A 14,147-nucleotide genomic window follows, 5' to 3' on the forward strand; every position below is an offset into this window, starting at 1 on the left:
TCAACCTTTATAATAAAAGTTCTAGAGGTGTTTTCACCTTAGGGGTTTAGTTCCGTTTTCATTATGATTATAATAATGAAAGCAGAGTATTAAATTTTAGGGGGACTGACTATGACAGACCAACAAGAACTTTATGATATAACGATTATTGGTGGAGGTCCTGTTGGCTTATTCACCGCATTCTACGGTGGTATGCGCCAACTTAAGGTTAAAATAATTGAAAGTATGCCTCAACTTGGAGGGCAGCTCTCTGCACTCTATCCTGAAAAATACATTTATGACGTTGCCGGTTTTCCAAAGGTGCTCGCACAAGACCTTGTGGACAATCTTGTTGAACAGGCTAATCAATTTAATCCAGACGTTGTGTTAGAACAGTCTGTTGAAGAAGTGTCAACGCAAGAAGACGGTACACTCTATCTTCGTTCAAATACGGGTGATGAGCATTATACGCGCGCAGTGATCATTACTGCCGGTGTTGGCGCATTCCAACCACGACGTCTTAAAGTAGAAGGCGCCGATCTTTATGAAGGGAAAAACCTTCACTATTTTGTGAATGATCTTACTGCGTTTGCTGGTCAAAAGGTTCTGATTGCCGGTGGTGGAGATTCCGCTGTTGATTGGGCGAACATGCTTGAGCCAATTGCTGAAGAGGTAACGCTTATTCACCGTCGCGATAAATTCAGAGCACATGAGCATAGTGTGGAACAGCTTATGAACTCCTCTGTTAACATTCAAACGCCATATAACATTACCGAGTTTATTGGGGACGGAGACCGTATTAACCAAGTCGTACTCGAGCAGGTTAAAGGCGAAGGGGCAATTACGAAAGACGTTGACGCGGTTATCGTAAATTATGGCTTCATCTCTTCCCTTGGACCAATTAAAGAATGGGGTCTCGAGATCGAAAAGAATTCAATTGTGGTTAATTCCAAGATGGAAACAAACGTACCCGGCATTTACGCTGCTGGTGATGTGGCTACATACGATGGGAAAGTGAAGCTCATCGCATCTGGATTTGGTGAAGCTCCGACAGCTGTTAACAATGCCAAATCCTATATGGATCCTGATGCAAAGGTACAGCCGCTTCACAGCACAAGCCTCTTCGATAAGAAAAAATAAGTCCTACGAAATGGAGGATACACATGGATCAAATTCTTTTTATCATCGTTATGGTCGCAGGTCTTGGCTATTCTCTTTATACCAGTTTAAAAGAAACGCCAAAACCGAATTGGAAAACGGTTAAACAGAACCTCTTCCATTCTTCTCACTAAAACGTTAAAAACCCCGTACAAAGCGTACGGGGTTTTTAATATGTATGTGTTTTTACCATCCAAGCCCAACTTTAGTAACCAAAATTTCTTCACCTGAATCTTCTTTTAACGAAATTTCGTATCGACCTGTTTGATTTGAGTAAGCGAGCGTTTTTTCTTTAAAAACGACATTTGCCTGGTAGCGAACATCAAACGTTTCGGCCTCCAGATCTCCAGCTCCCTCTTCATGTATCTTTACTGTAAACAATCCAATCCCCTCCTTCTACAGTCATTTTATCACCGCTAGAAATCCTGAGATATGACAAATAGTTTACACCAGGACCATGTTTTTCCATGAAAATTATTTTCTTATCCACACATTCCAAATGATTATTTTCTTCTCGAAATGGGTAAACCCGAAGTAGACTTAAAATACAAGTGCAGGAGGATTTACTCATGAATCGATTACAAAATAAAACAGCAGTGATCACAGGAGCTGCGACTGGCATAGGACAAGCAACAGTCGAACTTTTCGCAAAAGAAGGTGCAACCGTATTATGTGCGGACGTGAATACGGAAGAAATGAACAAAACAGCTGATAAGCTGAATAGTGACGGCGGTAACGTAAAAACCTACCATGTTGACGTTTCAAGTGAGGATAGCGTGACAAGCTTCGCTAACAAAGTGAAAGAAGAATATGGCACGATCGATGTACTCTTTAATAACGCAGGAGTGGATCAGGAAGGCGGTAAAGTACACGAATATCCGGTTGAATTGTTTGATCGTATTATTTCTGTTGATCTACGCGGTACATTCTTAACAAGCAAATACTTACTACCGCTAATGATGGATAATGGCGGTTCAATTATTAACACGTCATCGATGTCAGGTCGAGCGGCTGACCTTGATCGTTCAGGCTATAATGCGGCTAAAGGCGGAATTACGAACTTTACGAAAGCCATGGCAATCGACTATGCAAGACAGGGAATTCGTGTGAACTCGCTCTCTCCTGGTACGATTGAAACGCCTTTAATCGATGAACTTGCAGGTACAAAAGAAGAAGAAATGGGTCAGAAATTTAGAGATGCCAACAAGTGGATTACACCGCTTGGAAGACTTGGACGTCCTGATGAAATGGCAAAGGTTGCTCTTTTCTTAGCATCAGACGATAGCTCGTATGTAACAGGTGAAGATATTACAGCCGATGGCGGCATTATGGCGTATACTTGGCCAGGTAAAATGCTTATTGATGAGCAGTGGAAAAAGGAAACGGAATAAGTGAGCAAAACCCCGATGCTGGTTGCATCGGGGTTTCTTTGTAGTTAAGCCCACCACATCTCCGTTGGCTGTTCAACAATTAAGACAGACTGAAGGTTCTTAACCGCCGTTTGGAACCCTTCGTTAATCGACATGAGCGGATCTTCGTGTTCAATGCTAACCACATGGTCATAGCCATATGTGCGGAGTGCACTCATCATATGGGACCATTCTTGATTGCTATGTCCACAGCCGACAGAACGGAACGTCCATGCGCGCGTTTTCACATCGCCATAAGGCTGCATGTCCGTTAAGCCGTGCATATTCACATTATCCTGATCAATATACGTATCTTTCGCATGGAAATGATGGATCGCATTTTCTTTCCCAAGAATTTTAATCGCTGCGACTGGATCGATTCCCTGCCACCACATATGACTTGGATCAAGGTTTGCACCAACAGCATCGCACGTTAACTCACGAAGCTTGAGCATTGTGTATGGCGTATGAACAAGAAAACCGCCGTGAAGTTCAAGACCAATTTTCACATTATGATCCTTCGCGAATTGCCCCCACTCTTTCCAATAAGGCACTAGCTTTTCTTCCCACTGCCACTTCAATATATCTGAGTACTCAGCTGGCCATGGCGTAACAGGCCAGTTTGGGTTTTTCGCGTCTTCACTATCTCCAGGCGTTCCCGAGAATGTATTCACAACTGGAACGTTCATGGCTGATGCTAATTTCACAGTCTTAACGAACGTATCATGGCACTCCTTAGCAAATTTCTTATCAGGGGAAATCGGATTTCCGTGACAGCTAAACGCACTAATCTCAAGTCCTCTTGAATGAACTTTATCAAGATATTCCGAGCGCTTTTCTTCACTTTCGAGCAATTCATCTAGATTGCAATGCGCATCACCTGGATAGCCCCCCGTACCAATTTCGACCGCTTTCAGTCCAGACGCTTTTGCATGATCGAGCATTTCTTCAAATGACTTATCTGAGAATAGAACGGTAAATACTCCTAGTTTCATAGGATCACTCCTCTTAAGTTATTAATCAAGTCGAATGCTTCTACCAGTGGAACAGCTTTCATAGATCGCTTCAATTACTTGTGAGACGCGTCTCGCTTCTTCTGATTTCACGATCGGTTGTTCGAGGCCAAGGCAGCTGTTAACGAAGTTTGCTGCTTGAGGCAATCCTGGATCTTCATTTCCAGGTGTCCACTGGCTACTCGTGTTTAATAGCATGCCGTGCTGTGCTTTATTTAATTGAAATGGAAAGACATCAATTCCTCCATCGCTTCCAGAAATACTCACCGCTTCTTTGTCCTCTGCAATGTTAGCGGACCAAGATGTTTCAAAAAGCATGGAGACGTTGTTATCAAAGCGAATGTATGCTGTTACATGATCATCTACATTAAATGTTTCATGATCAAACGTCCCCCACTGATTTACTTGCTGAGGCGTTTTGCTAAGACGATTATAGGTAGTGCCAGTCACTTCAACCGGTTTCGCATTCCCCATCAACCACATGCTTAAATCGAGGAAGTGACAGCCATAGTCAATTAAACTTCCACCGCCCTGAAGCTGTTTATTCGTAAACACGCCCCATCCTGGTACTTTTCGACGACGGAGAGCTTGTACTCTTGCGACCATTGGATCACCGATTTCATTCTCTTGAATGAGTTGACGTGCGGCACGCGGTTCTTTCATAAACCGATAATGATACGCAATTGATAAAATTTTGCCAGACGTTTTCTCAGCTGCAATCATACGATCACATTCTTCTACAGTCATGGCCATGGGTTTCTCACAGAGAACATGAACACCTGCAATAAGAGCCTGTTCAGCAAGGTCAGCATGAAATTTATTCGGTGTGCAAATCGTTACAGCATCTACTTCTTTAAATAGGGCTTGAACGTCATCATAGACATTCGGAATCGCAAACACGAGAGCTGCTTGCTTCGCTTTCTCATAATCGACATCATAAACACCAAACAACTCTACTTGTTCAGAGAGCTGTTGGTACGCTGGGATATGGCGGGACTGAGCGATGCCGCCAGACCCGATAATCCCCATACGTAATTTATTCACTTGATCACCTCAGGTTAATGATTTGCTTCGTTTCATTTGATTCTAGTGCTGCGAGAACAACTTGTAACGAGTTCATTCCTTCTGTACCGCTAACAGGAACTTCTTTGTCTTCTAGAATACTGTCTACAAATTGATCGATAACCTTGGAACTCGATTGACCGCCACGATCATTCGTTTGAATGCCGCCAAGTTCATATTTCACGACTTCACCTGTCTGATACTGAACAACAAGTGAATTCACTGGATCGTCTTCAAGTCTTAGGATTGCTTTCTCAGCATAGATAATCGTTGAATTATCCTCACTTGCTGTGTAAGCCCAGCTTGCAGCTAGCGTTCCAATAATACCGCTCTCAGACTTTAAGATGCAGACTGCATTATCATCAACAGTCGCAAACTCCTTCGCGCTTGTTTCAACAAATGAACCGACTTCTACAATTTCTTCATTTAACAAATAGCGAATAAGGTCTGTCTTATGAACACCAAGATCTCCCATTGCTCCAATAAATGCTTTATCCTTCTCAAAGAACCAGCTCTCTTTGCCATCTACGCTCCACCCTTCAGGTCCAGGATGGCCAAAAGCGGTTCGGAAGCTATACATTTTGCCGATTTCACCGCTGGCTAATATCTCCCTTGCTTTGGCATGAGACGGGACGAATCGTTGATTGTGCGCAATCATTAACTTCTTCCCACTCGTGCTAGCCGCTTCGATCATCTCTTTTGCATCTGCCCGTGACGTTGCCATTGGTTTTTCGCAAAGAACATGCTTTCCTGCTTTTAATGCAGCAATAGAAACCGGGGCATGCAGGTAGTTTGGCGTACAAACGCTTACTGCATCAACCTCACTATTTTGAAGCAACTCCTCATAGCTTTCATAGGATTTCGCACCATAAAGGACGGCCGTTTCATCCGCTCTTGATTTAACAATGTCACATACCGCAACAATTTTTATTTGTGTATTTGCTGCGTATTCTGGTAAATGACGGTGTTTCGCAATACTCCCACATCCGATAACACCAATTTTTAATTCATTCATGGTTTCTCCTCCTCAATTCATTTCTTATTTAGACGCTATAGTTTCAAGCGGTTCTGCATTTCCATAGACTGGCTTTGGAAGCGTTGTAGGCTTGGCCCAGGCAACCGCATTTTTCATGACGCGTTGAATATCTTTGTGGTAATAGGTTGGGTACGTTTCGTGCCCTGGTCTGAAATAGAAAACCTTTCCTTGACCTCGCTTATATGTACAGCCACTTCTGAAGACCTCTCCTCCTTCAAACCAGCTTACAAACACAAGCTCATCAGGTGCGGGGATATCGAAATGCTCGCCATACATTTCTTCTCGCTCAATCTCAATTTTCTCCCCAAGTCCTTCTGCGATCGGATGCGTTGGATCGACAATCCACATTCTTTCTTTCTCATCTGCTTCACGCCATTTCAAATCACAGCCGGTTCCCATCAATTTCTTGAAAATTTTCGAAAAGTGACCGGAATGAAGCACGATAAGTCCCATGCCATCTAGAACACGCTTATGAACGCGATTCACGATTTCATCTGATACTTCTTCATGAGCGATATGACCCCACCAGAGAAGAACGTCGGTGTTGTTTAGCACCTCTTCAGATAAGCCATGTTCAGGCTCGTCCAAAGTTGCTGTTTTTACATCAAAATCCTCTTTGAGAAATTCTGCAATCGCACCGTGAATTCCGTTTGGATACACGCTTCTTACTTCTTCACTGCTCTGTTCATGACGATTTTCATTCCATACAGTAACGTTAAGCATTCAAATCCACTCCTATTTTATCTATTCTTTTACTGAACCTGATGTTAAACCTGACACAATTCTTCTTTGGAAAATCAGTACCATAATGACAAGCGGCACCGTTACAACAACTGTCGCTGCAGAAATCTCGCCCCATGGGATCGTATACTGTCCCTGGAAAAGCGCAATTCCGACTGGTACGGTTTTAAACTTATCTGCCGTGTTAATCGTAAGAGCAAACAAGAACTCATTCCATGCGGCAATAAAGACTAGAATAGCTGTGGTAAAAATACCTGGCACGGCAAGTGGCATGATCACTTTCCAATACGTTTGCCATAATGAAGCGCCATCTATTTTCGCTGCTTCTTCAAGATCGAACGGAATTTTGCGGAAGAACGTAACGAGAAGCCAGATCGATAAAGGTAGCGTGATCGTCGTGTACGGGATAATTAGCCCAAGATAACTATTTGTAAGTCCTAAGTTCTTTAGAAAAATGTAGATTGGTGAAATCGTCGCCACTTGTGGAAACATGGATACAGATAAGACAATTCCCAATATAATCGGTTTCCCTTTAAAATTCAGCCGCGCGATGGAGTACGCCGCGAATGAGGCAACTAGCACGGTGTAAACAGTTGTGATCGTCGCAACAACGGTACTATTCCAAAGATAGCGAGGAAACGGATAGTCTACGAAAACGGATACATAGTTTTGTAGAGTAGGGTTATTCGTAAACGGATTGAACGCTTTTTCACCAAAGAGCTCTGTTAGCGGTTTAATCGAACTTGCGAGCATCCATAAGAACGGAAACATGACAACAAAGACAAACACAACTAGGAAAACGTAAAACATCGGTCCCGCTTTCTTATTCATCTGGCTGGCCCTCCTTCTTCATGATAAAATACATTCTCATTTCTTTCCAGTTCCGTCGTTTATTAATTCAGCACCAAGTAATTTAATAAAGATTCCAGAGATGATGGCAACACAGATGAACACAACAACTGAAATTGCTGAACCTTCACCAAAATTAGTCTGAGTAAACATCAACGTATAAGCGAGCATTGAGATCGTTTCGGTTGAGTTCGCTGGACCTCCACCAGTTAATACGTAAATTAAGTCAAACACACGGAACGCATCTAGCGTTCGGAATAAGAGAGCAACGAGAAGACTTGTTTTCAAAAGTGGTAAGGTAATTGTTACGAACTGTTTCCACTTGTTCGCTCCATCAATCGATGCCGCTTCATAAAGAGAAGATGGAATCGTTTGCAGACCAGCTAGTAGTAGCAATGCCATATAAGGTGTCGTTTTCCATACATCAGCAAAGATAACAGAGAACATGGCACCAGTATCAGTTGTAAGAAGCATGGCCATGCGATCAATTAAACCAACATCTTCAAACAGCTTCGCTACGATACCGTTTTGACCATCATAAAGGAACTTCCACATGAGGGCTGCAACAGCTGTTGGAATTGCCCATGGGATTAGGATACTTGCTCGAATCAATCCTCGCCCTAAGAAAGCTTTGTTAATAAGGAGGGCAATAGCTAGACCAAGAATGAGCTCAGCTAGAACAGAAATAAATGTAAACACAGTCGTGTTCCAAAGAGACTTCCACATCCGCTGATCAGTTAAATTGTCTTTGTAATGTTCAAATCCAATGAAGTTCGGTTCAACAACAATTTCAGTTAGTGCGGATGATAAACCAACAATCTTATCGCCTTTTTCCAAACTTCCATTTTCATTGATCGTCATTAAATCATTATTGATTGCTTTAACGGAAGACGTAAAATCCTCTGCTACGCTTTCATCAATTTCAACGTACTTCATATCGTCAGGAATATTTTCAAACTTGTCTAGCTTTTCATTAATCACATCATAATTTTCTGCTGCTTGCGGGTTTTCTTTAATACTGGCATCGAGATTTTCTAATGTTGTTTTCATCTCGGTCAGCTCTTCACTTGAATTTCCATTATCAATTTCAGAGTTAATTGCCCCGACTAGGAAGGGATAGTTTTGCAAATAGCGGTCCAGGTCAATTTGATAATCGAGATGGACTTCTGATTTTGTCGGTTCATTGAGACGAAGGTCGAAAAGACTAAAATAAAATGACTGGAAAACTGGCCAAATAGAAATCGCTAGAATTAGGATCAGTGCTGGGGCAAGAAGTAAATAACCGACAACCGCATCGTTTTTTTTCTTCTTTTTGGGCTGTTTCTCCACTTTAATAGGCTCTTTTGGATCGATATCTGTTTGCATACCAACGCTCCTCTCTTTAAGAAAAAGGTGTCTTATTGTTCCGTTACATTGCTAGACACCGCTTTTGATAATTCAAATTTTCTTATAGCCCTTTTCTCCAAAGTATGTAGGAAAGACATTAGCCTTCGTGTGGAAGGCTAATGAACTTTTCTATTATTTTTCTAGCTTTTCATTCATCTCTTTTTCCATCGCAGCTGCTGCTTCTTCAGGAGTTTCTTCTCCAGCAATTGCTTTAGAAATGTGAATTTGAATAATTTCAGAGATTTCAGGGTAGTTTGGAGCTACAGGACGGGAAACAGCTGCTTCAAGTGCTGTTTGGAATCCTTCTTCTCCAAAGAATGGGTTCGCTTCGATAATTTCTTCATCTTCAAAAAGAGCTGGTAGCGTTGGAGCATGAGAGCCTTCAATCGCATCAATCTTCTGTCCTTCTTCACCAGTCATAAACTTCAAGAACTCCCACGCTTCTTGAGGGTGTTCAGAGAAATTATTGATGGCTGCCATCCAACCGCCTAGCGCTGATGCTGATCCTGCATCACCTTCAGGAAGTGGAGCGACTTCAACATTTCCTACAATTTTTGACTGTTCTTCATCATTTGCTAGAGAGTACTGATATGGCCAGTTACGAATAAACGGAGACTGTCCTTCAATAAAAGCAGTGTGAGATTCTACTTCAGTGAACGTATTGATGTTACCTGGAACAAAATCAGAGTTTGCGATTTCAACCATTTTTGAAATACCTTTGATTGCTTCAGGGCTATTGATGACAACTTCTCCATTCTCATCAATAAATGCACCACCGTAAGATCCGACAAACTCAACTGCGTTTGTCACGAGACCTTCATATTGCTTCGCTTGCATGAGGTAACCAAACTTCGTACCGTCTTCACCTTTTAGCTCAGAAGCTTGAGTCATCAAGTCATCCCACGTTTTTGGTGCTTCAGATACTAAGTCAGAGCGGTAGAAAAGCATTCCAGTATCAATGAATTTCGGCATTGCCCACTGCTTACCATTAAATGTTGCAGCTGTTACCGGCCCCTGGTTGTAGTCATCCATGTTGATGCCGTCTTTTTCAATAAAACGGTCTAGAGGAAGAACATATCCTGCTTGAGCAAATTCTGCAGGCCAGATCACATCGATATCAAACACATCGATTTCAGATGATTCAGCGTTCAGCATTGTAACATATGCGTCATGCTGCGCTCCCGTATCCGTTGGCATTTCGCGGAATTCAATTTCAATATTAGGGTTTTGCTTTTCGAATTCCTCAACCATAACGTCGGTTGCACCTGTTGCATCTTTACCACGAGCATAAACGAGCGTTACTTTTTCTTCGTCACCTGAACTCGCATTTTCATCACTAGAATTGTTGCTAGTATTACTTGAAGAATTATTTGAAGAACTACATGCTGAAAGAACAAGGATAAGGGCCAAAACGATAAAAAGTAGTTTACTATTCTTCACTATTCGCATAATACGAAATCCCCCTTAAGTTTTGTTGAAATCGATACCAATTTTGAAATCGATTTCAATACAAAAAGATAGCGCTTACATAAATGGCAAGTTAAGTCGACTTTCGAATAACAAGCGATAACGGTAGCTCCATTACACTTTGTCTAACGCGTTCACGCTTTCCTTTTAAACAATCAATAAAAATAGTCATCGCTCGACTACCAATCTCGGCACCTGGTTGATAAATTGTCGTTAGCTCTGGTTCAATCATACTTGCAATTGGTTGATCATCAAATCCGAGAATCGCCATATCTCCCGGAACATCTAGCCCATTTCGCTTCGCTTCCTTCACCATTGCAGCTGCTACTTCGTCTCCACCAGTAAAAATGGCCGTTGGTCGTTCTGTTAACGTTAGAATTTGGTTAAATGTTTTTACACCGTCTTCCATCGTATATGTATCATGGAAGATCCATTCTGATTTCACTTCAAGACCAGCTTCATCCACTGCTTGAAAGAATCCTTTGCGGCGATCATTGGATAGTCCACTTGTTGATCCCATGCAGTAAGCGAGTCGCTGATGCCCTCGTTCAATCAGATGCTTTGTCCCTAAATAACTCCCCTGAACTTGATTCAATCGAACCATCGGTACTGTCGCATCGTGATGATACTCGTTGCATAGAATAATCGGTCCATGAGCGGTATATGGCTGAATTTGCTCCCAATCATTTTCTATTGAAGTGAAGATCACACCATCAACCTGCTTCGTTTGCAAGAGATTGAGGAATTCAAGTTCCTTCTTCTTACTTGATTTTGTCTGACAAATAATAAGCTGAAAGCCATTTTCCTCTGCAACTTTCTCAATGCCATCTAATATCAACGTGAAGAAGGGATTGGTTAACCTCGGGATCAAAACCGCTACAAGATTTGTTCTACGATTGCGCAGATTTCGAGCAGACGTGTTTGGAAAATAGCCGAGTTCCTTCATCGCCTCATGAACTAATTGACGCTTGTCTTTGGATACGTGCGGATAATCATTAATGACACGTGACACAGTCGCTCGTGATAATCCAGTATAGTCTGCGACGTCAGCAATTGTTGCCATGTTCCATCCTCCTCTGAAAGTACAAAAGACCCTCCCTTCTTTTGTAATCGATTTCATGAAATCGATTACAAACATCATAACGCAAGTTCACATAATGTTCAACGTTATTTTCAAAATATTATAACGCTTTTATTTTTTTAGCTGAATTTCACGTAAATATTTGTAACTCTGTGTCACACTTTCAATCGGATCGAAGTCACAGTCATCTTGTTCAACAACCCACCACTGCACACCGCAAGCTTGTCCCTGCTCAATCACTTCTTCAATAGCGATGTTTCCTGTCCCAAGGATAACCGTTGCTTCTCTTTCATCATCAGACCGGTCCTTCAAATGGATGATTGGTGTTCTTCCTACAAATTTTTGCATCCATTCTACAGGATCATGCCCAACTTGATTGAGCCAATAAATATCAAATTCAGCCTGGATAGCATCATGTGCATCTAAAATGGTATATAGGTTACTACCTTCAATACTACGACCAAGTTCAAAATCATGATGATGATAGGCAATTTCCATTCCCTGTTTACTACAAACGAGCGCTGCATATTTCATGATCTCTGCTACTTTCTTATAATCTTCAGGGCTTCTTCTTTCAGGAGGTAACCATGGACAAACAATCCGCGTATTCCCTAACACTTTTTGTTCCTCGATAACCGCTTCTAACTCATTTTCAATTCGTTCAATTGGCACATGATGTGCGATGACAGACAGACCAAGCTCATCTAACTTGTTCTTCACTTCTTGCGGTTTGTGACCATGAAGTCCAGCAAGCTCAACACCTTCATAACCGATGGCTTCTACCCTTACTAACGTTTCAAAAAAATCTTTTTCACATTCGTTTCGTAGGGTGTAAAGTTGTAATCCTACGCCAATTTCAATCATTTGTGACACTCCTTTTTTATAAAGAATAAATTAATAGTTTAATCCCATTGTTATGATATAAAAACCAAATGGTTCACTTTCTCCTTCTGAGATAAAACTTCTCCATCATTCACTAATTTTCGATAAAACGACGGAAAACCCTTTTTTGTGACAAAAAACAATTTTATCTTTCATAAAATTTCAAGTGTTTCTTCAGTTCTTGACCGAGTAAATGCAAGACGTTTCGTGATCCGTATACTCACATTGTTTACATCTCGTCTCTTCCCTTGGTGGTAAAGAAGACAACATTTCAGCTGTTTTCATAGAGATACTTCTTAAAACATATCATAAAAAAACTTCTCTATTCGTTCTATAAAAACAGAACAATAGAGAAGTTTCAAATTCATTCTTAACAATTCTCCGGCGTACCAGCGTTGGTCGCTGTTTTAAACGAAGAACCACAGCCGCATGATGCGATCGCGTTCGGATTGTCGATGGTGAACCCGCCGCCCATCATGTTTTGTTTATAATCAATCTTCACACCATCTAAAACCGGTGCGCTTTCGTTGTCCATAATAATCGTAACGCCATGCTGAGGATCTAGTGCTTGATCATCGGCTTTCATTGCAGTATCAAAACCCATACCGTAACTTAAACCAGTACAGCCGCCACCTTTTACACCGACACGCAAGTAAAGGTTGTCACCTTCTTCTTGCTTCATCATTTCTTTTACCTGTGCTGCTGCAGCTTCAGATAAATGGATCATTAAAATCCCTCCAATCACCGTAATGCTACTTCTAGTATACCGCGTGAGCGAACGAAGCTCAACAATTGAACCTCAGGTGCTCGCCCTATATCTCAATGTAAAAGTATCATATGCTTCTCACCAAGCTTTTGACTATAAGCAAACTCTATTTTACGAAGTATACCCCTGTAGAAATGGTGACGGCTGGACCCGTCATCCACACGTGGTCATCACTATCCCAAGTTATGTCCAGGTCACCACCAGCAAGATGAACCGTTACCTTTGTTCCTTTAGGCGTTTTATTATTTAATACACCTGCAACGACAGCGGCGCACGCCCCCGTTCCGCATGCTTGTGTGATACCTGAACCTCGTTCCCATACACGAAAATGATACTCACTGCTTGATACAACCTCAACGAATTCAACATTAATACTCTCTGGAAATAGCTCATGATCTGTAAAATAAGGTCCTGCCGTCGTAAGAGGTGCAGAATGAATATCTTCGACAAACATCACCATATGAGGATTTCCCATCGAAACTCCCGTCATACGTAGGGATTGATTTTCAAAACCAATCGGTTCATTAATTACTTTTTCTTCCGCATTCCCTTTCATCGGAAGACTCCCTCTTGTCCATTGAGGTTTTCCCATATCAATTGTTACCGTTTCAACCACATCATGAACGAGATGAACTTCTGCTTTCACGAGCCCTGCTAGCGTTTCAATCGCAAATTCCGTTTCAGTAACAAGCTTATTTTCATAAGCGTATTTGGCTACACAGCGTAATCCATTCCCACAGTTTTTACCTTCTGATCCATCTTTATTAAAAATCCTCATTTTCACTTCAGCTTTATCTGATGGACAAATCAAGATCATGCCGTCTGATCCGATGCCCGTGTAAACATCAGACACTTCTTTTGCATATTGAGGAAGGTTACTTTCGTTTAATGGTTGCTCGAATGTGTTGATGTAAATGTAGTTATTGCCAAGGCCGTGCATTTTTGTATACGTAATTTCCTGCAATGCTGTCACTCTTTCTCTCTTTTTATTGGTTTTTCCGAACGGCTTCTGTCGTCCAGAAATAATCGCCATCGATTTTTTCAATCACGAGCTTGCCGTTACAACAAGGCATCACGAGTCTTGTTTTTATTTCTTCACAGCCTTGTTGATAATCTCGTTCTGTCATCGGTGTTAATACATTCTCCGTCTCACAAAATGGGCATTCTGGAACGTAAACGTCGCCCATCATACGATCATACGGCAATGTATGTTCAAAGCTACTCATCAGTGATCCCTCCTGCCTTTTAATTTAACAAGTATATCGTAAAATTATAAAAATACAACAATGCTTTGCTTGAATGATCATAATATAATGAT

At 41.6% G+C, this 14,147-nt stretch carries 16 protein-coding genes; 3 read left to right on the plus strand and 13 right to left on the minus strand.

Translation table 11 applies throughout. The features are described from left to right. Positions 1-111 precede the first annotated feature (111 nt). Together ATG70_RS13585 and ATG70_RS22810 are read left to right on the plus strand one after the other, a co-directional pair. Positions 112-1,119: an NAD(P)/FAD-dependent oxidoreductase gene (locus ATG70_RS13585; protein WP_098444822.1), complete on the plus strand. Its 1,008-nt coding sequence runs from the start codon at positions 112-114 to the stop codon at positions 1,117-1,119. A gap of 23 nt (positions 1,120-1,142) precedes the next feature. Next, the gene (locus ATG70_RS22810; RefSeq protein WP_257147698.1) at positions 1,143-1,271 is read left to right on the plus strand and encodes a hypothetical protein; all 129 of its coding nucleotides are present in this window, start codon (positions 1,143-1,145) and stop codon (positions 1,269-1,271) included. 52 nt (positions 1,272-1,323) lie between these two features. Here ATG70_RS22810 and ATG70_RS13590 read toward each other — a convergent pair whose 3' ends face one another. Continuing rightward, a complete protein-coding gene (locus tag ATG70_RS13590; RefSeq protein WP_098444823.1) occupies positions 1,324-1,518 on the minus strand; it encodes a hypothetical protein in 195 nt (64 codons plus the stop codon). 188 nt (positions 1,519-1,706) lie between these two features. Between ATG70_RS13590 and ATG70_RS13595 the strand changes: the two genes are divergently transcribed. Next, on the plus strand, positions 1,707-2,528 hold the full coding sequence (locus ATG70_RS13595; RefSeq protein WP_098444824.1) for an SDR family oxidoreductase: 822 nt from the start codon (positions 1,707-1,709) through the stop codon (positions 2,526-2,528). Positions 2,529-2,572: 44 nt separating this feature from the next. Here ATG70_RS13595 and ATG70_RS13600 read toward each other — a convergent pair whose 3' ends face one another. The 12 genes from ATG70_RS13600 to ATG70_RS13655 all read right to left on the minus strand — a co-directional run bounded on the left by ATG70_RS13600 (position 2,573) and on the right by ATG70_RS13655 (position 14,055). Then, the gene (locus tag ATG70_RS13600; protein ID WP_098444825.1) at positions 2,573-3,541 is read right to left on the minus strand and encodes a sugar phosphate isomerase/epimerase family protein; all 969 of its coding nucleotides are present in this window, start codon (positions 3,539-3,541) and stop codon (positions 2,573-2,575) included. A gap of 21 nt (positions 3,542-3,562) precedes the next feature. Next, complete coding sequence (locus ATG70_RS13605; RefSeq protein WP_098444826.1) at positions 3,563-4,603, minus strand: Gfo/Idh/MocA family protein; 1,041 nt, start codon at positions 4,601-4,603, stop codon at positions 3,563-3,565. A 4-nt stretch (positions 4,604-4,607) separates the two neighbouring features. Beyond that, the gene (locus tag ATG70_RS13610; RefSeq protein WP_098444827.1) at positions 4,608-5,636 is read right to left on the minus strand and encodes a Gfo/Idh/MocA family protein; all 1,029 of its coding nucleotides are present in this window, start codon (positions 5,634-5,636) and stop codon (positions 4,608-4,610) included. A 24-nt stretch (positions 5,637-5,660) separates the two neighbouring features. Then, on the minus strand, positions 5,661-6,380 hold the full coding sequence (locus tag ATG70_RS13615) for a ThuA domain-containing protein (protein WP_098444828.1): 720 nt from the start codon (positions 6,378-6,380) through the stop codon (positions 5,661-5,663). Between the two features lie 21 nt (positions 6,381-6,401). Next, positions 6,402-7,229 (minus strand): carbohydrate ABC transporter permease, encoded by an 828-nt coding sequence (locus ATG70_RS13620; RefSeq protein ID WP_098444829.1) that lies wholly within the window; start codon positions 7,227-7,229, stop codon positions 6,402-6,404. A 36-nt stretch (positions 7,230-7,265) separates the two neighbouring features. Further along, entirely contained in the window at positions 7,266-8,612 is a 1,347-nt protein-coding gene (locus ATG70_RS13625) for a carbohydrate ABC transporter permease (protein ID WP_098444830.1), read from the minus strand. Between the two features lie 153 nt (positions 8,613-8,765). Further along, the gene (locus ATG70_RS13630; protein WP_098444831.1) at positions 8,766-10,082 is read right to left on the minus strand and encodes an ABC transporter substrate-binding protein; all 1,317 of its coding nucleotides are present in this window, start codon (positions 10,080-10,082) and stop codon (positions 8,766-8,768) included. Positions 10,083-10,173: 91 nt separating this feature from the next. Further along, positions 10,174-11,163, minus strand: a complete 990-nt coding sequence (locus ATG70_RS13635) for a LacI family DNA-binding transcriptional regulator (RefSeq protein ID WP_098444832.1) — start codon at positions 11,161-11,163, stop codon at positions 10,174-10,176. Between the two features lie 129 nt (positions 11,164-11,292). Then, entirely contained in the window at positions 11,293-12,045 is a 753-nt protein-coding gene (locus tag ATG70_RS13640; RefSeq protein ID WP_098444833.1) for a sugar phosphate isomerase/epimerase family protein, read from the minus strand. 388 nt (positions 12,046-12,433) lie between these two features. Then, positions 12,434-12,790, minus strand: coding sequence for a HesB/IscA family protein (locus ATG70_RS13645; RefSeq protein ID WP_098444834.1), 357 nt, complete (start codon positions 12,788-12,790; stop codon positions 12,434-12,436). A gap of 145 nt (positions 12,791-12,935) precedes the next feature. Beyond that, entirely contained in the window at positions 12,936-13,793 is an 858-nt protein-coding gene (gene dapF, locus ATG70_RS13650; RefSeq protein WP_142329612.1) for a diaminopimelate epimerase, read from the minus strand. A 22-nt stretch (positions 13,794-13,815) separates the two neighbouring features. Beyond that, a complete protein-coding gene (locus ATG70_RS13655; RefSeq protein WP_098444836.1) occupies positions 13,816-14,055 on the minus strand; it encodes a hypothetical protein in 240 nt (79 codons plus the stop codon). Positions 14,056-14,147: the final 92 nt, after the last annotated feature.

Origin of the sequence: Bacillus sp. es.036 (assembly GCF_002563635.1) — a bacterium.
GTDB lineage: Bacteria > Bacillota > Bacilli > Bacillales > Guptibacillaceae > Guptibacillus.